33 protein-coding genes are annotated in these 19418 nt (G+C 59.2%); 31 read left to right on the top strand and 2 right to left on the bottom strand.

Going from position 1 to position 19418, the window contains the following annotated elements; genetic code table 11:
* Positions 1 to 182 precede the first annotated feature (182 nt).
* The 31 genes from rpsJ (at position 183) to dsbD (ending at position 17242) form a co-directional block, all read left to right on the top strand.
* Positions 183 to 494, top strand: coding sequence for a 30S ribosomal protein S10 (rpsJ, locus tag BN2475_RS04685; RefSeq protein ID WP_006998489.1), 312 nt, complete (start codon positions 183 to 185; stop codon positions 492 to 494).
* Between the two features lie 200 nt (positions 495 to 694).
* Entirely contained in the window at positions 695 to 1354 is a 660-nt protein-coding gene (gene rplC / locus BN2475_RS04680; RefSeq protein WP_094778408.1) for a 50S ribosomal protein L3, read from the top strand.
* The gene (gene rplD / locus BN2475_RS04675) at positions 1354 to 1974 is read left to right on the top strand and encodes a 50S ribosomal protein L4 (RefSeq protein WP_008923346.1); all 621 of its coding nucleotides are present in this window, start codon (positions 1354 to 1356) and stop codon (positions 1972 to 1974) included. The genes rplC and rplD overlap by 1 nt, the downstream gene beginning before the upstream one ends.
* Positions 1971 to 2285, top strand: coding sequence for a 50S ribosomal protein L23 (gene rplW / locus BN2475_RS04670; protein ID WP_008923345.1), 315 nt, complete (start codon positions 1971 to 1973; stop codon positions 2283 to 2285). Before rplD ends, rplW begins: the two co-directional genes overlap by 4 nt.
* Positions 2286 to 2287: 2 nt before the next feature.
* A complete protein-coding gene (gene rplB, locus BN2475_RS04665; RefSeq protein ID WP_094778394.1) occupies positions 2288 to 3115 on the top strand; it encodes a 50S ribosomal protein L2 in 828 nt (275 codons plus the stop codon).
* A 10-nt stretch (positions 3116 to 3125) separates the two neighbouring features.
* A complete protein-coding gene (gene rpsS, locus BN2475_RS04660) occupies positions 3126 to 3401 on the top strand; it encodes a 30S ribosomal protein S19 (RefSeq protein WP_004199273.1) in 276 nt (91 codons plus the stop codon).
* Between the two features lie 7 nt (positions 3402 to 3408).
* Positions 3409 to 3741 carry a 50S ribosomal protein L22 gene (rplV, locus tag BN2475_RS04655; protein ID WP_007180133.1) on the top strand — a complete coding sequence of 111 codons (333 nt, stop codon included), beginning with the start codon at positions 3409 to 3411 and terminating at the stop codon, positions 3739 to 3741.
* Positions 3742 to 3752: 11 nt separating this feature from the next.
* Positions 3753 to 4559, top strand: a complete 807-nt coding sequence (gene rpsC / locus BN2475_RS04650) for a 30S ribosomal protein S3 (RefSeq protein ID WP_094778393.1) — start codon at positions 3753 to 3755, stop codon at positions 4557 to 4559.
* A 2-nt stretch (positions 4560 to 4561) separates the two neighbouring features.
* Positions 4562 to 4978, top strand: coding sequence for a 50S ribosomal protein L16 (gene rplP / locus BN2475_RS04645; protein ID WP_094778392.1), 417 nt, complete (start codon positions 4562 to 4564; stop codon positions 4976 to 4978).
* A gap of 10 nt (positions 4979 to 4988) precedes the next feature.
* Complete coding sequence (rpmC, locus tag BN2475_RS04640; protein WP_007180130.1) at positions 4989 to 5183, top strand: 50S ribosomal protein L29; 195 nt, start codon at positions 4989 to 4991, stop codon at positions 5181 to 5183.
* Complete coding sequence (gene rpsQ / locus BN2475_RS04635) at positions 5180 to 5452, top strand: 30S ribosomal protein S17 (protein WP_007180129.1); 273 nt, start codon at positions 5180 to 5182, stop codon at positions 5450 to 5452. Before rpmC ends, rpsQ begins: the two co-directional genes overlap by 4 nt.
* A 290-nt stretch (positions 5453 to 5742) precedes the next feature.
* Positions 5743 to 6111, top strand: coding sequence for a 50S ribosomal protein L14 (gene rplN, locus BN2475_RS04630; RefSeq protein ID WP_006052212.1), 369 nt, complete (start codon positions 5743 to 5745; stop codon positions 6109 to 6111).
* Between the two features lie 9 nt (positions 6112 to 6120).
* Positions 6121 to 6429, top strand: a complete 309-nt coding sequence (gene rplX / locus BN2475_RS04625; protein WP_094778391.1) for a 50S ribosomal protein L24 — start codon at positions 6121 to 6123, stop codon at positions 6427 to 6429.
* A 17-nt stretch (positions 6430 to 6446) separates the two neighbouring features.
* Positions 6447 to 6986 carry a 50S ribosomal protein L5 gene (gene rplE, locus BN2475_RS04620; protein ID WP_094778390.1) on the top strand — a complete coding sequence of 180 codons (540 nt, stop codon included), beginning with the start codon at positions 6447 to 6449 and terminating at the stop codon, positions 6984 to 6986.
* Between the two features lie 7 nt (positions 6987 to 6993).
* Positions 6994 to 7299, top strand: a complete 306-nt coding sequence (rpsN, locus tag BN2475_RS04615; protein ID WP_094778389.1) for a 30S ribosomal protein S14 — start codon at positions 6994 to 6996, stop codon at positions 7297 to 7299.
* Positions 7300 to 7313: 14 nt separating this feature from the next.
* On the top strand, positions 7314 to 7709 hold the full coding sequence (rpsH, locus tag BN2475_RS04610) for a 30S ribosomal protein S8 (RefSeq protein ID WP_006052216.1): 396 nt from the start codon (positions 7314 to 7316) through the stop codon (positions 7707 to 7709).
* An 18-nt stretch (positions 7710 to 7727) separates the two neighbouring features.
* Positions 7728 to 8258: a 50S ribosomal protein L6 gene (gene rplF / locus BN2475_RS04605; RefSeq protein WP_094778388.1), complete on the top strand. Its 531-nt coding sequence runs from the start codon at positions 7728 to 7730 to the stop codon at positions 8256 to 8258.
* Positions 8259 to 8270: 12 nt separating this feature from the next.
* Positions 8271 to 8636: a 50S ribosomal protein L18 gene (gene rplR / locus BN2475_RS04600; protein WP_094778387.1), complete on the top strand. Its 366-nt coding sequence runs from the start codon at positions 8271 to 8273 to the stop codon at positions 8634 to 8636.
* Positions 8637 to 8650: 14 nt separating this feature from the next.
* Positions 8651 to 9169, top strand: coding sequence for a 30S ribosomal protein S5 (rpsE, locus tag BN2475_RS04595; protein ID WP_006052219.1), 519 nt, complete (start codon positions 8651 to 8653; stop codon positions 9167 to 9169).
* 11 nt (positions 9170 to 9180) lie between these two features.
* Positions 9181 to 9363: a 50S ribosomal protein L30 gene (rpmD, locus tag BN2475_RS04590; protein WP_007180126.1), complete on the top strand. Its 183-nt coding sequence runs from the start codon at positions 9181 to 9183 to the stop codon at positions 9361 to 9363.
* A 29-nt stretch (positions 9364 to 9392) separates the two neighbouring features.
* Positions 9393 to 9827, top strand: a complete 435-nt coding sequence (gene rplO, locus BN2475_RS04585) for a 50S ribosomal protein L15 (RefSeq protein ID WP_094778386.1) — start codon at positions 9393 to 9395, stop codon at positions 9825 to 9827.
* A 46-nt stretch (positions 9828 to 9873) separates the two neighbouring features.
* Positions 9874 to 11220 carry a preprotein translocase subunit SecY gene (secY, locus tag BN2475_RS04580; protein ID WP_094778385.1) on the top strand — a complete coding sequence of 449 codons (1347 nt, stop codon included), beginning with the start codon at positions 9874 to 9876 and terminating at the stop codon, positions 11218 to 11220.
* 8 nt (positions 11221 to 11228) lie between these two features.
* A complete protein-coding gene (infA, locus tag BN2475_RS04575) occupies positions 11229 to 11447 on the top strand; it encodes a translation initiation factor IF-1 (RefSeq protein ID WP_004521905.1) in 219 nt (72 codons plus the stop codon).
* A 20-nt stretch (positions 11448 to 11467) separates the two neighbouring features.
* Positions 11468 to 11584 carry a 50S ribosomal protein L36 gene (rpmJ, locus tag BN2475_RS04570; RefSeq protein ID WP_004199844.1) on the top strand — a complete coding sequence of 39 codons (117 nt, stop codon included), beginning with the start codon at positions 11468 to 11470 and terminating at the stop codon, positions 11582 to 11584.
* 41 nt (positions 11585 to 11625) lie between these two features.
* Complete coding sequence (rpsM, locus tag BN2475_RS04565) at positions 11626 to 11991, top strand: 30S ribosomal protein S13 (RefSeq protein ID WP_006052223.1); 366 nt, start codon at positions 11626 to 11628, stop codon at positions 11989 to 11991.
* Between the two features lie 28 nt (positions 11992 to 12019).
* Positions 12020 to 12424 carry a 30S ribosomal protein S11 gene (gene rpsK / locus BN2475_RS04560; protein ID WP_006052224.1) on the top strand — a complete coding sequence of 135 codons (405 nt, stop codon included), beginning with the start codon at positions 12020 to 12022 and terminating at the stop codon, positions 12422 to 12424.
* Positions 12425 to 12570: 146 nt separating this feature from the next.
* Positions 12571 to 13194: a 30S ribosomal protein S4 gene (gene rpsD, locus BN2475_RS04555; RefSeq protein ID WP_094778384.1), complete on the top strand. Its 624-nt coding sequence runs from the start codon at positions 12571 to 12573 to the stop codon at positions 13192 to 13194.
* Between the two features lie 124 nt (positions 13195 to 13318).
* Positions 13319 to 14296 carry a DNA-directed RNA polymerase subunit alpha gene (locus tag BN2475_RS04550; protein ID WP_042329254.1) on the top strand — a complete coding sequence of 326 codons (978 nt, stop codon included), beginning with the start codon at positions 13319 to 13321 and terminating at the stop codon, positions 14294 to 14296.
* Positions 14297 to 14468: 172 nt separating this feature from the next.
* Positions 14469 to 14861, top strand: coding sequence for a 50S ribosomal protein L17 (rplQ, locus tag BN2475_RS04545; RefSeq protein ID WP_006052227.1), 393 nt, complete (start codon positions 14469 to 14471; stop codon positions 14859 to 14861).
* 184 nt (positions 14862 to 15045) lie between these two features.
* Positions 15046 to 15378: a divalent-cation tolerance protein CutA gene (cutA, locus tag BN2475_RS04540; RefSeq protein WP_094778383.1), complete on the top strand. Its 333-nt coding sequence runs from the start codon at positions 15046 to 15048 to the stop codon at positions 15376 to 15378.
* Positions 15371 to 17242 carry a protein-disulfide reductase DsbD gene (gene dsbD, locus BN2475_RS04535; RefSeq protein WP_094778382.1) on the top strand — a complete coding sequence of 624 codons (1872 nt, stop codon included), beginning with the start codon at positions 15371 to 15373 and terminating at the stop codon, positions 17240 to 17242. Before cutA ends, dsbD begins: the two co-directional genes overlap by 8 nt.
* A gap of 269 nt (positions 17243 to 17511) precedes the next feature.
* Here the strand turns inward: dsbD and hemB are convergent, their stop codons facing one another.
* Together hemB and yihA are read right to left on the bottom strand one after the other, a co-directional pair.
* Entirely contained in the window at positions 17512 to 18510 is a 999-nt protein-coding gene (hemB, locus tag BN2475_RS04530; RefSeq protein ID WP_094778381.1) for a porphobilinogen synthase, read from the bottom strand.
* 249 nt (positions 18511 to 18759) lie between these two features.
* The gene (yihA, locus tag BN2475_RS04525; protein WP_094778380.1) at positions 18760 to 19413 is read right to left on the bottom strand and encodes a ribosome biogenesis GTP-binding protein YihA/YsxC; all 654 of its coding nucleotides are present in this window, start codon (positions 19411 to 19413) and stop codon (positions 18760 to 18762) included.
* Positions 19414 to 19418: the final 5 nt, after the last annotated feature.

Here is a 19418-nt window from a genome sequence, read left to right as displayed (position 1 = left end):
TGCAAAGATCCTCGAGTAAAATCGCGGATTAGACTCGCAATAAGTGGTGCCCGGAGCCGGGCGCCCGCATAGCGTGGCGATAGGAGTTCGCGTTTCAGCGCTTACTCCTATCGCATGTCCGGCTCTATGTTCTTTTACTATCTGGCGGCGCAATACCGCCTCGCTCTTTCCAAGGAATTGTCATGCAGAACCAGAAAATCCGTATTCGCCTGAAGGCCTTCGACTATCGCCTGATCGATCAATCGGCGGCTGAGATCGTCGACACGGCAAAGCGGACTGGCGCAATCGTTCGTGGTCCGGTGCCCCTGCCGACCCGCATTCAACGCTTCGACATCCTGCGTTCGCCGCACGTCAACAAGACGTCGCGCGATCAGCTCGAAATCCGTACTCACCAGCGCCTGATGGACATCGTCGATCCGACGGACAAGACTGTTGACGCACTGATGAAGCTCGACCTGCCGGCTGGCGTGGACGTTGAAATCAAGCTGCAATAAGGCTCCAGAGCTTGTCCGGTGCGCCGGACAGCGCTAAGTCATTGATTGCTTGCGGAAAACGAAAAGCCTCGCTATAATGCAGGGCTTTTCGCGCATTTGCGCAAAAAAGTCGGTGTGCTGCAGCATGGATTCATGCCCGAAACGGCGCCGGCATTTTGTAAATTAGCCCCGACCAATCGCAGTCGGGAATGGAGAAAACGATGAGCCTTGGACTCGTAGGTCGCAAGGTTGGCATGACCCGTATCTTCACGGCAGAAGGGGATTCGATTCCCGTTACCGTGCTGGACGTGTCCGACAACCGCGTGACGCAGATCAAGACTGTTGAAACCGACGGCTACACGGCCGTGCAGGTTGCATTCGGTGCGCGCCGTGCGTCGCGCGTGACGAAGCCGTTGGCCGGTCATCTCGCCAAAGCCGGTGTTCAAGCCGGTGAAATCCTCAAAGAATTCCAGATCGATGCTGCCAAGGCTGCCGAGTTGTCGAACGGCACCGTGGTCGGTCCCGACCTGTTCGAAGTAGGCCAGAAGGTCGACGTGCAAGGCGTGTCGATCGGTAAGGGCTACGCCGGTACCATCAAGCGTTACAACTTCTCGTCTGGCCGTGCATCGCACGGTAACTCGCGCTCGCACAACGTGCCGGGCTCGATCGGTATGGCGCAGGATCCTGGTCGTGTTTTCCCCGGTAAGCGCATGACCGGTCACATGGGTGATGAGACGGTAACGGTGCAAAACCTCGAAATCGCTCGTATCGACGCTGACCGCAAGCTGTTGCTGGTCAAGGGCGCCGTTCCGGGTGCGAAGGGTGGCAAGGTATTCGTTACGCCGGCCGTGAAGACGCGTGCCGTGAAAGGAGCGAAATAATGGAACTTAAGCTCCTGAATGCCAACGGTCAGGAAGGTGCAGGCGTTAGCGCGTCGGACGTCGTGTTCGGCCGCGATTACAACGAAGCCCTGATCCACCAGGTTGTGGTTGCGTACCAGGCGAATGCCCGTAGCGGCAACCGCGCGCAGAAGGATCGTGAGCAGGTCAAGCACACGACCAAGAAGCCGTGGCGCCAGAAGGGTACGGGCCGCGCCCGCGCCGGTATGTCGTCGAGCCCGCTGTGGCGCGGCGGTGGCCGGATCTTCCCGAATTCGCCCGAAGAAAACTTTTCGCACAAGGTCAACAAGAAGATGCATCGCGCAGGTCTCTGCTCGATCTTCTCGCAGCTGGCCCGCGAAGGCCGCATCTCGGTGGTTGACGAGCTGACGCTCGAAGCGCCGAAGACGAAGCTGCTGGCCGAAAAATTCAAGGCGATGGGTCTCGACTCCGTGCTGGTGATTACCGACACGGTTGACGAAAACCTGTACCTCGCGTCGCGCAACCTCGCCCATGTGGCGGTTGTCGAGCCGCGTTACGCCGACCCGCTGTCGCTGATCTACTTCAAGAAGGTCCTGATCACGAAGGCTGCGGTCGCCCAGATCGAGGAGTTGCTGTCATGAGCGAGATTCGCAAGAACGATCATCGTTTGATGCAGGTCCTGCTCGCGCCCGTGGTCTCCGAAAAGGCGACGCTGGTGGCCGACAAGAACGAGCAGGTTGTGTTCGAAGTCGCGCCCGATGCCACGAAGCAGGAAGTGAAAGCTGCAGTCGAGCTGCTGTTCAAGGTGGAAGTCGATTCCGTCAACGTGCTGGTCGCGAAGGGCAAAGCCAAGCGCTTTGGCCGTTTCATGGGCAAGCGCAAGGACGTGAAGAAGGCGTACGTCTGCCTGAAGCCCGGCCAGGAAATCAACTTTGAAGCGGAGGCCAAGTAATCATGGCAATCGTGAAAGTTAAGCCGACTTCGCCGGGTCGCCGCGCGATGGTCAAGGTGGTCAACAAGGAACTGCACAAGGGCAAGCCGTTCGCAGCGCTGCTCGACACGCAATCCTCGACCGCCGGCCGTAACAACAACGGTCACATCACCACGCGTCATAAGGGCGGTGGTCACAAGCATCACTACCGTGTCATCGACTTCCGTCGCACGAAGGATGGTATTCCGGCCAAGGTCGAACGTCTCGAATACGATCCGAACCGTAGCGCGAACATCGCGCTGGTTCTGTACGCAGACGGCGAGCGCCGCTACATCATCGCTCCGAAGGGTGTTACCGTCGGTCAGCAACTGCTGTCGGGTTCGGAAGCTCCGATCCGCGCAGGCAACACGCTGCCGATCCGCAACATTCCGGTCGGTACGACGATTCACTGCATCGAAATGCTGCCGGGCAAGGGCGCGCAAATGGCGCGTTCGGCTGGTACGTCGGCAATGCTGCTGGCTCGTGAAGGCGTCTACGCACAGGTCCGCCTGCGCTCGGGTGAAATCCGCCGCGTCCACGTTGAGTGCCGCGCGACGATTGGTGAAGTTGGCAACGAAGAGCATAGCCTCCGTCAAATCGGTAAGGCTGGTGCGAACCGCTGGCGTGGTATCCGCCCGACGGTGCGCGGCGTTGCAATGAACCCGGTCGATCACCCGCATGGTGGTGGTGAAGGCAAGACTGCTGCAGGTCGCGATCCGGTGAGCCCGTGGGGTACGCCTGCCAAGGGCTATCGCACCCGCAGCAACAAGCGCACGACGAGCATGATCGTCCAGCGCCGTCACAAGCGTTAAGGAGTAGGCAATGGCACGTTCTGTTAAAAAAGGTCCGTTCTGCGACGCCCATTTGCTGAAGAAAGTTGAGGCGGCAGCAGCTTCGCGGGATAAGAAGCCGATCAAAACCTGGTCGCGTCGTTCGACGATCCTCCCGGATTTCATCGGTCTGACGATCGCCGTTCACAACGGCCGTCAACACGTTCCGGTGTACATCTCGGAAAACATGGTCGGCCACAAGCTTGGCGAGTTTGCATTGACCCGTACGTTCAAGGGTCATGCAGCCGACAAGAAGGCTAAGAAATAAGGGGCTCATGATGGAAGTGAAAGCAATTCATCGCGGTGCCCGCATCTCGGCGCAGAAGACGCGCCTTGTGGCTGACCAGATCCGCGGTTTGCCGGTCGACAAGGCGCTGAACGTTCTGACGTTCTCGCCGAAGAAGGCTGCGGGAATCGTGAAAAAGGTCGTGCTGTCGGCGATCGCGAATGCGGAGCATAACGAAGGCGCGGATATCGATGAGCTCAAGATCACGAGCATCTACATCGACAAGGCTGCGTCGCTCAAGCGTTTCACCGCGCGCGCGAAAGGCCGCGGTAACCGCATCGAGAAGCAATCCTGTCACATCACTGTGACGGTCGGGAATTAAGGAGTCATACGATGGGACAGAAAATTCATCCGACTGGCTTCCGTTTGGCCGTCAGCCGCAATTGGGCGTCGCGTTGGTACGCGAACAACAACAATTTCGCGGCGATGTTGCAGGAAGACATCGGTGTTCGTGAATACCTGAAGAAGAAGCTGAAGAACGCGTCCGTCGGCCGCGTCGTGATCGAGCGTCCTGCAAAGAACGCACGCATCACGATTTTCAGCTCGCGCCCGGGTGTCGTGATCGGCAAGAAGGGTGAAGACATCGAACTGCTGAAGTCCGAGCTGCAAAAGCGCATGGGCGTTCCGGTTCACGTCAACATCGAAGAAATCCGCAAGCCGGAAACCGACGCGCAACTGATCGCGGACTCAATCACGCAACAGCTCGAGCGCCGGATCATGTTCCGCCGCGCGATGAAGCGTGCGATGCAAAACGCGATGCGTCTGGGTGCTCAAGGCATCAAGATCATGAGCGCTGGCCGCCTGAACGGTATCGAAATCGCCCGTACGGAATGGTATCGCGAAGGTCGTGTGCCGCTTCATACGCTGCGCGCCGATATCGACTACGCAACGTCGGAAGCAAAGACGACGTACGGCATCATCGGCGTGAAGGTGTGGGTCTACAAGGGCGACACGCTCGGCCGCAATGACGCACCGGTGGTTGAAGAAGTCGCCGAAGAAAAGCGTCCGCGCCGCAACGCACGTCCGGGTGGCGATCGCCGTCCGCGTCGTGATGGTGAAGGTGGTGGCCCGGCGGGTGCACGCCGTGGCGCTCCTCGTCGTGCTGCCGGTGCCGGCGGCGACGGGAAGACTGGAGAATAACGATGCTGCAACCGAAACGCAGAAAGTATCGCAAAGAGCAGAAGGGTCGTAACACTGGTATCGCCACCCGCGGCAACGCGGTGTCGTTCGGTGAGTTCGGCCTGAAGGCTATCGGTCGTGGTCGCTTGACCGCGCGCCAGATTGAATCGGCACGTCGTGCAATGACGCGTCACATCAAGCGTGGTGGCCGCATCTGGATCCGCATCTTCCCGGACAAGCCGATCTCGCATAAGCCGGCTGAAGTACGTATGGGTAACGGTAAGGGTAACCCTGAGTACTACGTCGCAGAGATTCAACCGGGCAAGATGCTGTACGAAATGGACGGCGTAACCGAAGAGCTGGCACGCGAAGCGTTCCGTCTGGCTGCAGCCAAGCTGCCGCTGAAGACGACGTTTATCGTGCGCCAGCTTGGCGCCTAAGGAGCAAATGATGAAGGCTTCCGAACTTCACCAGAAAGATCAGGCCGCGCTCAACAAGGAGCTGTCGGACCTGTTGAAGGCGCAATTCGGCCTGCGCATGCAACTCGCGACCCAGCAGCTCACGAACACGAGCCAGCTGAAGAAGGTCCGTCGCGACATCGCGCGTGTGCGGACCGTCCTGACTGAGAAGGCGAACCAGAAATGAACGATAGCGTAAAAACCTCGCTCAAGCGGACGCTGGTCGGCAAGGTCGTCAGCAACAAGATGGACAAGACGGTCACCGTGCTGGTCGAGCACCGCGTGAAGCACCCGATCTACGGCAAGTACGTTGTGCGTTCGAAGAAGTACCACGCGCACGACGATGCGAACACGTACAACGAGGGCGACCTCGTTGAAATCCAGGAAACGCGTCCGATTTCGAAGACGAAAGCTTGGGTTGTGGCTCGCCTGGTCGAGGCTGCTCGCGTCATCTGACGCCGCAAAGTTGTAGAAGTAATTGAAATCGCAGTAAGTTTCGCTTGCAAGACCGGGATTATTTGTTATAATCTCGGTCTTCCCTCTTTTATGGGAGCCCCGTCGCGGGCGAAGTTGGTGGGGGAAGCGGTTCAGGCGCCAGTCTGTTCCGAAGGATTCACCGGATTGCGATGGCGGGTTTCGTTTGCCGTCGCTGCTGTTCTAACCCAAGCAGCCGATTGGCTGACGGGACCAAGACTGACCGGGTGCGCCATGGTGGTGTGACCGGATTAAGTTGGGAAAGATAAACCATGATCCAGACCGAAACTCGGCTTGAAGTGGCCGACAACACGGGTGCGCGTGAAGTCATGTGCATCAAGGTGCTCGGCGGCTCGAAGCGTCGTTATGCCAGCATTGGCGACATCATCAAGGTGACCGTCAAAGAAGCAACGCCGCGCGGGCGCGTGAAGAAAGGCGAAATTTATAACGCCGTGGTGGTTCGCACCGCCAAGGGCGTGCGCCGTCAGGACGGCTCGCTGATCAAGTTCGATGGCAATGCAGCAGTGTTGTTGAATGCCAAGCTCGAACCTATTGGCACCCGTATTTTCGGGCCTGTCACGCGCGAGTTGCGCAGCGAACGATTCATGAAGATCGTTTCGTTGGCACCTGAAGTGCTGTAAGGAGTCGCGATGAACAAGATTCGCAAAGGTGACGAAGTTATCGTCATCACCGGCAAAGATAAGGGCAAGCGCGGCATCGTGCTGTCCGTTGGCGAAGGCAAGGTGACGGTCGAGGGCATCAACCTCGTCAAGAAGCATGTCAAGCCGAACCCGATGAAGGGTACGACGGGCGGCGTGGAAGCCAAGACGATGCCGCTGCAAATTTCGAACGTCGCATTGGTCGACGCGAATGGCAAGCCATCGCGTGTAGGCATCAAGGTCGAAGGAGACAAGAAGGTCCGTTTCCTTAAGACGACCGGTGCCGAGCTGAGCGCCTGACGCTGCGGAGTAAAAAAATGGCTCGTTTGCAAGAGTTTTACAAAGAGAAGGTTGTACCCGGCCTCATCGAGAAGTTCGGTTACAAGTCCGTGATGGAAGTGCCGCGCATCACCAAGATCACCCTGAACATGGGCCTTGGCGAAGCGGTTGCTGACAAGAAGATCATCGAAAACGCCGTTGGCGACCTGACGAAGATCGCCGGCCAGAAGCCGGTGATCACGAAGGCACGCAAGGCAATCGCTGGCTTCAAGATCCGTCAGGGCTATCCGATCGGTGCAATGGTCACGCTGCGTGGTCAGGCAATGTACGAATTTCTGGACCGTTTCGTGACGGTCGCGCTCCCGCGTGTGCGTGACTTCCGTGGCGTGTCGGGTCGTGCGTTCGACGGCCGCGGCAACTACAACGTCGGTGTGAAAGAGCAGATCATTTTCCCCGAAATCGACTACGACAAGATCGACGCATTGCGTGGGCTGAACATCAGCATCACGACCACTGCGAAGACCGACGACGAAGCAAAGGCTCTGCTCGCCAGCTTCAAGTTCCCGTTCAGAAACTGAGGTTACCGTGGCTAAACTGGCACTGATCGAACGTGAAAAGAAGCGTGCTCGCCTCGCTGCTAAATACGCTCCCAAGCGTGCGGCGCTGAAAGCGATCATCGGCGATATGAGCAAGTCGGACGAAGAGCATTACGCAGCACGTCTGGAACTGCAACAACTGCCGCGCAACTCTAACCCGACCCGTAAGCGCAATCGTTGCGCAATTACCGGTCGTCCGCGCGGTACGTTCCGTAAATTCGGGCTGGCGCGTAACAAGATTCGCGAAATCGCGTTCCGCGGCGAGATCCCTGGCCTGACCAAGGCGAGCTGGTAATAGGAGAAACATAAATGAGCATGAGTGATCCTATCGCCGATATGCTGACTCGCATCCGCAATGCGCAGATGGTCGAGAAAGTCTCGGTGACTATGCCCTCGTCGAAAGTCAAGGTTGCGATCGCGCAGGTCCTGAAGGACGAAGGTTATATCGATGATTTCGCAGTGAAGTCCGAAGGTGCGAAGTCGGAATTGAACATCGTGTTGAAGTACTACGCTGGCCGTCCGGTGATCGAGCGCATTGAACGCGTTTCGAAGCCTGGTCTGCGTGTGTACCGCGGCCGTAACGACATCCCCGTGGTCATGAATGGCCTCGGCGTGGCAATCGTGTCGACGCCGAAGGGCGTGATGACGGACCGCAAGGCGCGTGCAACGGGCGTTGGCGGCGAAGTCATCTGCTACGTCGCTTAAGGCCGAAAGGAGAGAAACATGTCTCGAGTAGGTAAAAGCCCGATCGCGCTGCAAGGCGCAGAAGTGGCCCTGAGCGACGACCGCATTACCGTCAAGGGCCCGTTGGGTACGATTTCGCTGGCTGCCAACCGCCTCGTGAAGGTGGTCAATGACAACGGCACGCTGAAGTTCGAGCCGGTCGATGAAAGCCGCGAAGCGAATGCGATGTCGGGCACGATGCGCGCACTGGTTGCGAACATGGTGAACGGCGTGACGAAGGGTTTCGAGCGCAAGCTGACGCTGGTTGGCGTTGGTTACCGCGCGCAGGCGCAAGGCGACAAGCTGAATCTGTCGCTGGGTTTCTCGCACCCCGTGGTGCACCAGATGCCGGAAGGCGTCAAGGCTGAAACCCCGACGCAAACCGAAATCGTGATCAAGGGGATCAACAAGCAACAAGTTGGCCAGGTCGCTGCAGAAGTGCGCGGCTATCGCCCGCCGGAGCCCTACAAGGGCAAGGGTGTGCGTTACGCCAATGAGGTTGTGATCCTCAAAGAAACGAAGAAGAAGTAAGGGTGCGCAATCATGGATAAGACTCAATCTCGCCTGCGCCGCGCTCGTCAGACGCGTATCAAGATCGCTGAGCTGCAGGTCGCGCGTCTCGCCGTGCATCGCACGAACACGCACATCTATGCGCAAGTGTTCTCGCCGTGCGGCACCAAGGTGCTCGCCAGCGCGTCGACGCTCGAAGCCGAAGTGCGTGCGCAACTGGCCGATAAGACAGGCAAGGGCGGCAACGTCGCTGCGGCAACCCTGATCGGTAAGCGCATTGCAGAAAAGGCTAAGGCTGCCGGCATCGAATCCGTCGCCTTCGACCGTTCGGGTTTCCGTTACCACGGCCGCGTGAAAGCGCTGGCTGATGCGGCGCGTGAAGCCGGACTCAAGTTCTAAGGGAAGAATTCGTCATGGCAAAGATGCAAGCTAAAGTTCAGGCTGACGAACGCGACGACGGCCTTCGTGAAAAAATGATTTCGGTCAACCGCGTGACCAAGGTCGTGAAGGGTGGCCGGATTCTCGGCTTCGCCGCACTGACCGTGGTTGGCGACGGTGATGGCCGCGTCGGTATGGGCAAGGGCAAGGCGAAGGAAGTGCCGGTCGCTGTCCAGAAGGCGATGGAACAGGCTCGCCGCAACATGTTCAAGGTGCCGCTGAAGAACGGTACCCTGCAGCACGAAGTGCACGGTAAGCACGGCGCGTCGATGGTTCTCCTCGCTCCGGCGAAGGACGGTACCGGCGTGATCGCTGGCGGCCCGATGCGCGCAGTGTTCGACGTGATGGGCGTGCAGAACGTTGTGGCCAAGAGCCACGGTTCGACAAACCCGTACAACCTCGTTCGTGCAACGCTCGACGGTCTGCGCAAGCAGTCCACGCCGGGTGACATTGCGGCGAAGCGTGGCAAGTCCGTCGAAGATATTCTGGGCTAAAGGTGGACACCATGTCTGATAAAACTGTCAAGGTCCAGCTCGTCAAGAGCCTGATCGGCACCCGTGAAACGCACCGTGCAACGGTGCGTGGCTTGGGCCTGCGCCGACTCAACTCGGTTAGCGAGTTGCAGGACACGCCGGCTGTGCGCGGCATGATCAACAAGGTTTCGTACCTCGTTAAGGTCATCAGCTAAGCGGCTGACCAGGACTCAAGGAGTTGATAATGGAATTGAATAACCTGAAGCCGGCTGAAGGCGCGAAGCACGCAAAGCGTCGCGTTGGTCGCGGCATCGGCTCCGGCCTCGGCAAGACCGCTGGCCGTGGTCACAAGGGTCAGAAGTCGCGTTCGGGCGGCTTTCACAAGGTTGGCTTCGAAGGCGGTCAAATGCCGCTGCAACGTCGCTTGCCGAAGCGTGGCTTCACGTCGCTGACGAAGGAATTCGTCGGTGAAGTGCGTCTCGCGGATCTGGAAAAGCTGCCGGTCGACGAAATCGATCTGCTGGCTCTGAAGCAAGCCGGCCTGGTGGGCGAGCTGATCAAGAGCGCCAAGATCATCGCGACGGGCGAGCTCAAGCGCAAGATCGTTGTGAAGGGTCTGGGTGCGACGAAGGGTGCGCGCGCTGCCATTGAAGCAGCCGGCGGCTCTTTTGCCGAGTAACGCGCAAGTTATTTGCCGTCACTAGCATTTGCATCGGAGAAGGTACTTGGCTAACAGCCCGAGTCTCGCAAAACCCGGTCGCAGCGCGGCGAAGTTTGGCGATCTGCGTCGGCGAGCAGTGTTCCTGCTGCTGGCGCTGATCGTCTACCGTATCGGCGCGCACATTCCGGTGCCGGGTATCGACCCGGACCAGCTGGCGAAGTTGTTTCAAAGCCAGTCGGGCGGCATCCTTGGCATGTTCAACATGTTTTCGGGTGGCGCACTTTCGCGGTTCACGATTTTCGCGTTGGGGATCATGCCGTACATCTCGGCGTCGATCATCATGCAGTTGCTGGCGATTGTCTCGCCTCAACTGGAAGCGCTGAAAAAGGAAGGGCAGGCAGGGCAGCGGAAGATTACGCAGTACACGCGTGTCTTCACCGTCGTGCTGGCGACGTTTCAGGCATTCGGCATCGCCGTCGCACTGGAAAATCAGCCGGGCCTCGTGATCGATCCGGGGATGGTGTTTCGTTTGACGACGGTCGTGACACTGGTGACCGGCACGATGTTCCTGATGTGGCTAGGTGAGCAGATCACGGAGCGCGGGCTTGGCAACGGCATCTCGATCATCATTTTCGGCGGTATTGCGGCGGGTTTCCCGAACGCAATTGGTGGTCTTTTCGAATTGGTGCGAACCGGCTCGATGAGCATCATCTCGGCGATTATCGTGGTCGCGCTGATTGCTGCTGTGACGTATCTGGTGGTGTTCATTGAACGCGGCCAGCGCAAGATTCTTGTGAACTACGCCAAGCGGCAAGTCGGTAACAAGATTTACGGCGGACAGTCTTCGCATCTGCCGCTGAAGCTGAACATGTCGGGTGTGATTCCGCCGATCTTTGCATCGTCGATCATTCTCTTCCCGGCAACCATCCTGAACTGGTTTAGTCAGGGGTCGCGTGCCAGCTGGTTCGCAGACACGTTGCACAATGTGGCCGAAGCCATCAAGCCCGGTCAACCCGTGTACGTGTTGCTGTACGCGTTGGCGATCGTTTTCTTCTGCTTCTTCTACACTGCACTGGTGTTCAACAGCAGGGAAACGGCCGACAACCTGAAAAAGAGTGGCGCTTTCGTCCCAGGCATCCGCCCGGGCGATCAAACGGCGCGATATATCGACCGCATCCTGACGCGTCTCACGCTGGCCGGGGCGATTTACATCGTGTTCGTTTGTCTGCTGCCCGAATTTCTGGTGCTGCGCTGGAACGTGCCGTTTTATTTTGGTGGAACGTCGCTGCTGATCATTGTCGTCGTCACAATGGATTTCATGGCGCAGGTGCAGTCGTACGTTATGTCGCAACAGTATGAATCGCTGCTGAAGAAAGCTAATTTCAAAGGCGGCGGCGTCCCGATGCGTTGAAAGGACTTATGGCCAAAGACGATGTTATCCAGATGCAGGGTGAAGTCATCGAAAACCTGCCTAACGCTACCTTCAGGGTGAAGCTGGAAAACGGCCATGTCGTATTGGGACACATATCCGGGAAGATGCGGATGCACTACATCCGAATCTTGCCGGGCGACAAGGTGACGGTTGAATTGACGCCTTACGATCTGTCGCGTGCGCGGATCGTGTTCCGGGCGAAGTGATTTGAAAAAAGGGTAATATCATGAAAGTGATGGCATCGGTTAAGCGCATTTGCCGCAATTGCAAGATCATCAAGCGCAAAGGCGTTGTGCGCGTGATTTGCAGCTCTGATCCGCGCCACAAACAGCGTCAAGGCTGAACGCCGCGCTTTTGCTTGCGCTTTTTGTTTGAGGAAAAACAATGGCTCGTATCGCAGGGGTTAACATCCCGAATCACCAGCATACCGAAATCGGCCTGACGGCTATTTATGGTATCGGCCGCACGCGCTCGCGCGACATTTGCGTCGCTGCTGGTGTGGCATTTTCGAAGAAGGTCAAAGACCTGAACGACGCAGACCTCGAAAAGCTGCGTGAAGAAGTCGGCAAGTTCATCGTTGAAGGCGATCTGCGCCGTGAAACGACGATGAACATCAAGCGCCTGATGGATCTCGGCTGCTACCGTGGCGTTCGGCATCGTAAGGGCTTGCCCCTGCGCGGTCAACGTACGCGTACGAATGCCCGTACGCGTAAGGGTCCGCGTCGTGCAGCGCAATCGCTGAAGAAGTAAGCGGAACTGACAGTTACAGGAAAACGTAATGGCTAAGGCTTCGAACAACTCCGCGGCGCAACGCGTTCGCAAGAAGGTCAAGAAGAACGTCGCCGAGGGCGTGGTTCACGTTCACGCGTCGTTCAACAACACCATCATCACGATCACCGATCGTCAAGGCAATGCGCTTGCCTGGGCAACCTCGGGTGGTCAGGGCTTCAAGGGTTCGCGTAAGTCGACCCCGTTTGCAGCCCAGGTGGCAGCCGAATCGGCCGGCCGCGTGGCGATGGAATACGGCGTCAAGAACCTCGAAGTGCGGATCAAGGGCCCCGGTCCTGGCCGTGAGTCGGCGGTGCGCGCGTTGCATGGTCTTGGCATCAAGATCACCGCAATCTCCGACGTGACTCCGGTCCCGCACAACGGCTGCCGTCCGCCGAAGCGTCGTCGTATCTAAGACGCTGGTTTGCTGGCGCCTGTTGCCGCTCTATGCGGCGGCAGGCTGCTTGCGTTAATGAATTGACTAAGCCCACCGTTCGACCCAAAGGGTTCGGACTAGCGCGAGTGCATGCATCCGCGTGATTTAACACCGAAGGAATCAACGTGGCACGTTATATCGGCCCAAAGGCCAAGCTGTCCCGCCGTGAAGGCACTGACCTCTTCCTGAAGAGCGCCCGTCGTTCGCTCGCTGACAAGTGCAAGCTTGACAGCAAGCCTGGCCAGCATGGCCGTACCTCGGGTGCACGTACGTCCGACTACGGCACGCAGCTGCGTGAAAAGCAAAAAGTGAAGCGCATCTATGGTGTGCTCGAGCGTCAATTCCGCCGTTACTTCGCTGAAGCCGACCGCCTGAAGGGCAACACGGGTGAAAACCTGCTGCAGTTGCTCGAATCGCGTCTGGACAATGTCGTATATCGCATGGGCTTCGGCTCGACGCGCGCTGAAGCACGTCAGCTCGTGAGCCACAAGGCGATCGTGGTGAACGGCGTGGTGTCGAACATCCCGTCGATGCAAGTGAAAGCAGGCGACATCGTCGCAGTGCGCGAACAGAAGAAGAAGCAAGCGCGCATTCTCGAAGCGCTGTCGCTGGCTGAGCAAGGCGGTATGCCGAGCTGGGTCGCCGTCGATTCGAAGAAATTCGAAGGCACTTTCAAGCAGAAGCCGGAACGCAGCGACATCGCTGGCGATATCAACGAAAGCCTGATCGTCGAATTGTATTCGCGGTAATCGGATTAACGGCCGGGGCGCCCTGATTGCGTTGCGCAAGGGGGCGTCTCGGCTGTTTATTTTCAGGTTGTTACCGGTCAGCCTTATCGGTGTAACGAGCCGAGGGTATTGAAAAGGAAAACCTATGCAAACCAGTTTGTTGAAGCCCAAGATCATCGCAGTTGAATCGCTTGGCGAGAGCCATGCGAAAGTGGTCATGGAACCGTTTGAACGCGGTTACGGCCACACCTTGGGTAACGCGCTTCGGCGTGTGCTGCTGTCGTCGATGGTGGGCTACGCGCCGACCGAAGTGACGATCGCAGGTGTGGTACATGAGTATTCGACGCTCGACGGCGTGCAAGAGGATGTGGTCAACCTGTTGTTGAACCTGAAGGGCGTGGTGTTCAAGCTGCATAACCGCGACGAAGTGACGGTTACCCTGCGCAAGGACGGCGAAGGCGTTGTCACTGCTGGCGACATCGAACTCGCGCACGATTGCGAAGTGATCAACCCGGATCACGTGATTGCGCATCTGTCGAAGGGCGGCAAGCTCGACGTGCAGATCAAGGTTGAAAAGGGCCGCGGCTATGTGCCGGGCAATGTGCGTCGTTACGGCGAAGAGTCGGCCAAGATCATTGGCCGTATCGTGCTGGATGCATCGTTCTCGCCGGTTCGCCGTGTGAGCTACGCCGTTGAAAGCGCGCGCGTCGAGCAGCGTACCGACCTCGACAAGCTCGTGATGAACATCGAAACCAACGGTGTGATCTCGCCGGAAGAAGCGATCCGTCAATCGGCGCGCATTCTGGTCGATCAGCTGTCGGTATTTGCTGCACTGGAAGGCACCGAAGCAACGGCTGAAGCTCCGTCGCGTGCGCCGCAGATCGATCCGATCCTGCTGCGTCCGGTCGATGATCTCGAATTGACGGTTCGTTCGGCGAACTGCCTGAAGGCCGAGAACATCTATTACATCGGCGACCTGATCCAGCGCACGGAAAACGAGCTGCTCAAGACGCCGAATCTGGGCCGCAAGTCGCTGAACGAAATCAAGGAAGTATTGGCGTCGCGTGGTTTGACGCTCGGCATGAAGCTCGAAAACTGGCCGCCGGCAGGGTTGGACAAGTAAGTCGACAAGTAATACCGGGACAGAACCCGCCGCTGCACTGGCAAAGACGCGGATTTTCCTTTAAAATCCGCGTCTTGGCTTTTTCTCACTACCGGCCCGTGCACTCGCTACCCTCAGGTGGTTCGAGCGCGATAGAAGAGCTGGACCAAAACTTTGAATCGAAGGAATTAACATGCGTCACCGTCATGGTCTGCGGAAACTGAACCGCACGAGCAGCCACCGTTTGGCAATGCTCCGTAATATGTCCAACTCGCTGATTGAGCACGAAGTCATCAAGACCACGCTGCCGAAGGCGAAAGAACTCCGTAAGGTCGTCGAGCCGCTGATTACGCTCGGCAAGAAGCCGTCGCTGGCAAATCGTCGTCTGGCGTTCAACCGCCTGCGCGATCGTGATTCGGTCACGAAGCTGTTCGAAGTGCTCGGCCCGCGTTACGCTACCCGTCCGGGCGGCTACCTGCGCGTGCTGAAGTTCGGCTTCCGCGTCGGCGACAACGCGCCGATGGCACTGGTCGAACTGCTGGACCGTCCGGAAGTTGAAGAAGTTGAAGTGCAAGAAGCTGAGTAAGCTTTTAAGCATTGAAAAAGCCAGGCGCATCGCCTGGCTTTTTTGTTTGCGGTGGGACATTACGCCGCAGCCAGCCGGTTTGCGGCGGCCAGACGGCGTGCACACGCGACGGGGCCCGTCTGCGGTGCACCAAGGCAAGGTGATACGATATCGACACCTGACTCGTGTGTCGCGGGAGCTTTTTGTGAGTGTGAATGTGACCTTGATTCTGACGACGGTGCCGGATGCGGCCGTTGCCCAGACGCTCGCCGTTGATGCGTTGGCGACGCGGTTATGTGCGTGCGTCACCCAGATGGGCAGCGTGCAGTCGAGCTATCACTGGCAGGGTACGATCGAAAGCGCGCAGGAAATCCAATTGCTGTTCAAGACGAGCGCCGCGCGGGCGCTGGAACTCGAGCAGTACATTCAGGCGCACCATCCCTACGACACGCCGGAAATTCTCTCATGGCAAGCGACGGCATCGGCCGCGTACGGCCAATGGATCACTGCTGAAACCCAACGTCCTCTTCATGTTTAACGGTCTCGACCGAAGCGCGCGCCATATGCTGCGCATCGTATTCTTCCTGCTCGGCTGCGTGATGCTCGCGCAGTTCGGCACGCTTGCCCGCGCGGCAGAAGACTTCCTGGATCCCGCCGTCGCATTCAAGTTCAGCGCGACCGAGAAGCCCGGTGAAGTCGAGGTCACGTACAAGATCGCCGACGGCTACTACATGTACCGCGAGCGCTTCGCGTTCGCGACCCGCAACGGGACGTCCACGATCGGCGCACCGCAGTTGCCGGCAGGCCACGTCAAATTCGATCAGACCTTCAACAAGAACGTCGAGACTTATCGCAATGAGCTGACGATCCGCATCCCAGTCAAGCAGGCGGCGGGGCCTTTTGATCTGGCGGTGACCTCGCAGGGTTGCGCGGATGCGGGCATTTGCTATCCACCAATGGAGCGTGTGTATCACGTGAGCGGCGAAGCGCTGCAGCCGGCCGGCAGCGCAGCGGCTACCACGGGGACGCAAGACTCCGCAGCGGCCGGTGAGCCGTGGTACGAGCGTGTCACCAGCGCGGATTACGCACAGTCGCTGCTGCAGCGCGGCGGCTTCTTCGCAATCATCGGGCTCTATTTCGTCGCGGGCGCGGTCCTTAGTCTGCTGCCGTGCTCGTATCCGATGATTCCGATCCTGTCGGCAATCATCATCGGTGAAGGCGCGCGGGTGACGCGCGCGCGTGGGTTCGGGTTGTCGTTGGCGTATGTGATTGGCATGGCGCTCGTGTACACGGTGCTCGGCATCGCGGCGGCGCTCGTCGGGCAGAGCCTCGGCGCATGGTTGCAAAACCCGTGGGTGCTCGGCGCGTTCGGCGTGCTGCTGACGATCTTCGCGCTGATGCTGATTGCAGGTTTCGATATCGCGCTGCCGCAGCGCTGGCAGGAAGGCGTGTCGCACGCATCAACGGGACGCTCCGGCGGCAAGTTGGCCGCGGTCGCCATGATGGGCGCGCTGTCCGCCCTGGTGGTCGGTGCTTGCATGACTGCTCCACTCTTTGCGGTGCTGGCGTTCATCGCGCATACCGGCGACGCCGTGCTTGGCGGCGCGGCACTGTTCGCGATGGGGCTGGGTCTTGGCGCGCCGCTGCTGATCATCGGGCTCGGCGCCGGCACTTTGCTGCCTCGCGCGGGCGCGTGGATGGACAGTGTCAAGGTGTTCTTCGGCGTCGTGCTGCTTGCGGCGGCGCTGTGGATCGTTTGGCCGGTGCTGGGCGCAACTGCGACGATGCTGTTGAGCGCGCTATGGCTGCTGGTCGCCGCGGTTTCCCTTGGTTTGTTTTCGGCATCGACTGCTGGCGGCTCGGTGTGGCGCCGTCTTGGCCGGGGGATCGGCGTGGCGTTGGCCGTCTGGGCGGCGGCGTTGCTGGTCGGTCTTGCGGCGGGATCATCCGATCCTCTGCGACCGCTTGCCGTGTTGGCGGCGCGCGGCGGAGAGGCGGGCGGCACGAATGCTGCCGATAGGCCGGTAACGGCGCCGCAGGCCGATTTGACGTTTGCCCCGGTCCGCTCATCGCATGAACTCGACCAGGCCGTGAAAACGGCTGCGCAGCCCGCCATGCTCGATTTTTATGCGGACTGGTGCGTCAGCTGCAAGGAGATGGAGAAACTCACCTTTAGCGACCCGCGCGTCCAGGCCAAATTGAAGCAGATGAGCCTGCTACGCGCCGACGTCACCGCGAACAATACCGACGATCAGGCACTGCTGAAGCGTTTCGGTTTGTTCGGTCCCCCGGGCATCATTTTCTTTGATGGGGAGGGCAAAGAAGTATTACGCGTCGTGGGCTACGAGTCCGCGGACAAATTCTTGCGCACGCTGGATCGGGCGGGCGCGCCGAGCGCATAACGACGGGCAAAGGGGGGCGCCCGCAGTCGCGTCACCAAGGGCGTAACCGAATACGTTCCACGCGGCGCGGCGGCGCAACCATCCCGGGCGCCGTCCTGCTCGAAGCAGCATAGCGAACGCGCCACGGGAACCGCGACCTCATCAAAACGCACACCGCATTCAGCCGTAAAAACCGCATAAAAAAACGGAGGCTCGACACCACGGTCCGCCTCCGTTTCTCTACACCTGAACAACCTGAACAAGCCGCCCCGAACAGGCAGCGCGCCAGCTTACTTCTGCGAGCGCAAAATCCGCGCGGCATCCAGCGCGAAATACGTCAGCACGCCGTCCGCCCCAGCCCGCTTGAACGCCAGTAGCGATTCCATCATGACCTTGTCGTGATCGAGCCAGCCGTTCTGTGCCGCAGCCTTCAGCATCGCGTATTCGCCGCTGACCTGGTACACATAGGTCGGGAACTGAAACTGGTCCTTCACGCGACGCACGATATCCAGATACGGCATGCCTGGCTTGACCATCACCATGTCCGCGCCTTCGTTGATGTCCGCCTGCACTTCGCGCAGCGCTTCATTCGAGTTGGCCGGGTCCATCTGGTAGGTCATCTTGTTGCTCTTGCCGAGGTTCGTCGCGGAACCGACGGCGTCGCGGAACGGACCGTAGAACGCCGACGCGAACTTGGCCGCGTACGCCATGATGCGCGTATGAACGTGATCTTCGCTTTCGAGCATTTCGCGGATCGCGCCGATGCGGCCGTCCATCATGTCCGAAGGCGCAACAATGTCGACACCCGCCTCAGCCTGCGCGCGTGCCTGTTCAACGAGGATCTCGACGGTCTCGTCATTGATCACATAGCCGGTTTCGTCGAGCACGCCGTCCTGGCCGTGGCTCGTGTACGGATCGAGCGCGACGTCGGTGAGCACGCCCAGTTCCGGGAAATGCTTCTTGAGCTCGCGAACCGCGCGTGGAATCAAGCCGGCCGGATTGGTCGCTTCGCGGCCATCGGGCGTTTTCAACGACGGCTCGATCGCGGGGAACAGCGACAGCACCGGCACGCCCAGTTCGACGCATTGCGCGGCGACCCCCATCAGCAGATCGACCGACACACGCTCGACACCAGGCATCGACGGTACGGCTTGCCGCACGTTGCTGCCTTCGACGATGAACACGGGGTAGATCAGATCGTTGGTGGTGAGGATGTTTTCGCGCATCAGACGACGCGAGAAGTCGTCACGGCGCATGCGGCGTGGACGGTAATGCGGGTAGAAGCTCATATCGGATCGAAGATCGTGGATGTGTGGAGTGGACCAGTAACGCCGGCCTCCGCTGCCGAAAACTTTTCGAGACAATGGTATATCATACCGATCGAGCAAGGCGCCTTGCGCTGACCTCCCCGCTTCTCCTCCCTGAGCGGGTGCCTGTCGTTTTTTCGATTAGGCTGTTTGACCCGCCGTTCTAGCGGCGGGTTTTTTTATGTGCTGCCGCGCAATGCGACTTTGCCCACGCCGGGGACCCCGCGGCGCTTACTGTGCGGCGTCTGTTTCGCGGTGCGCATCGGGGATCAGCCAGCTTTCGATCAGCGTGTGCGCTTCGTCGATGCCGACGCGTTTGAGCGCCGAAAACAATTGCGCGGTCAGTTCGCCACGGTAGCCGGCAGTGCGATATTCAGCCAGGCCCTTCTGCGTTGTGCGCAATGCGTTCACGCTTTCCTGGCGCGTCAATTTGTCGCATTTTGTTAGCAGCGCGTGGATCGGCTTGCCGGTCGGTGCGAACCACTCGATCATGCGCCGGTCCAGCTCGGTCAGCGGGCGACGTGAGTCCATCATCAGGATCATGCCGCGCAATTGCGAGCGCGATTGCAGGTACGTGGACAGTAACGCTTCCCAGTGAGCCTTGGCCTCGCCCGGCACCTCCGCGTAACCGTAGCCCGGCAGGTCGACCAGATGCGCAGTCGGCTCGTCCGCCTTGCCGACCGAAAAATAATTGATGTGCTGCGTGCGCCCCGGCGTCTTACTGGCAAAGGCCAGCCGCTTTTGATTGCACAAAATATTGATCGCCGTGGACTTGCCCGCGTTCGAGCGTCCGGCAAAAGCGATCTCGGGTTGTGCGGTAGCCGGCAAATCGCGCAGGTGATTGACGGTCGTAAAAAAGCGGGATTGGTGGAGCAGGAAGGACATGAGCG

This window comes from Paraburkholderia ribeironis (assembly GCF_900019265.1).
Classification (GTDB): Bacteria; Pseudomonadota; Gammaproteobacteria; order Burkholderiales; family Burkholderiaceae; genus Paraburkholderia; species Paraburkholderia ribeironis.
Note: the sequence above shows the minus strand (reverse complement) of the source record. Positions and strands in the feature narration are given on the sequence as shown.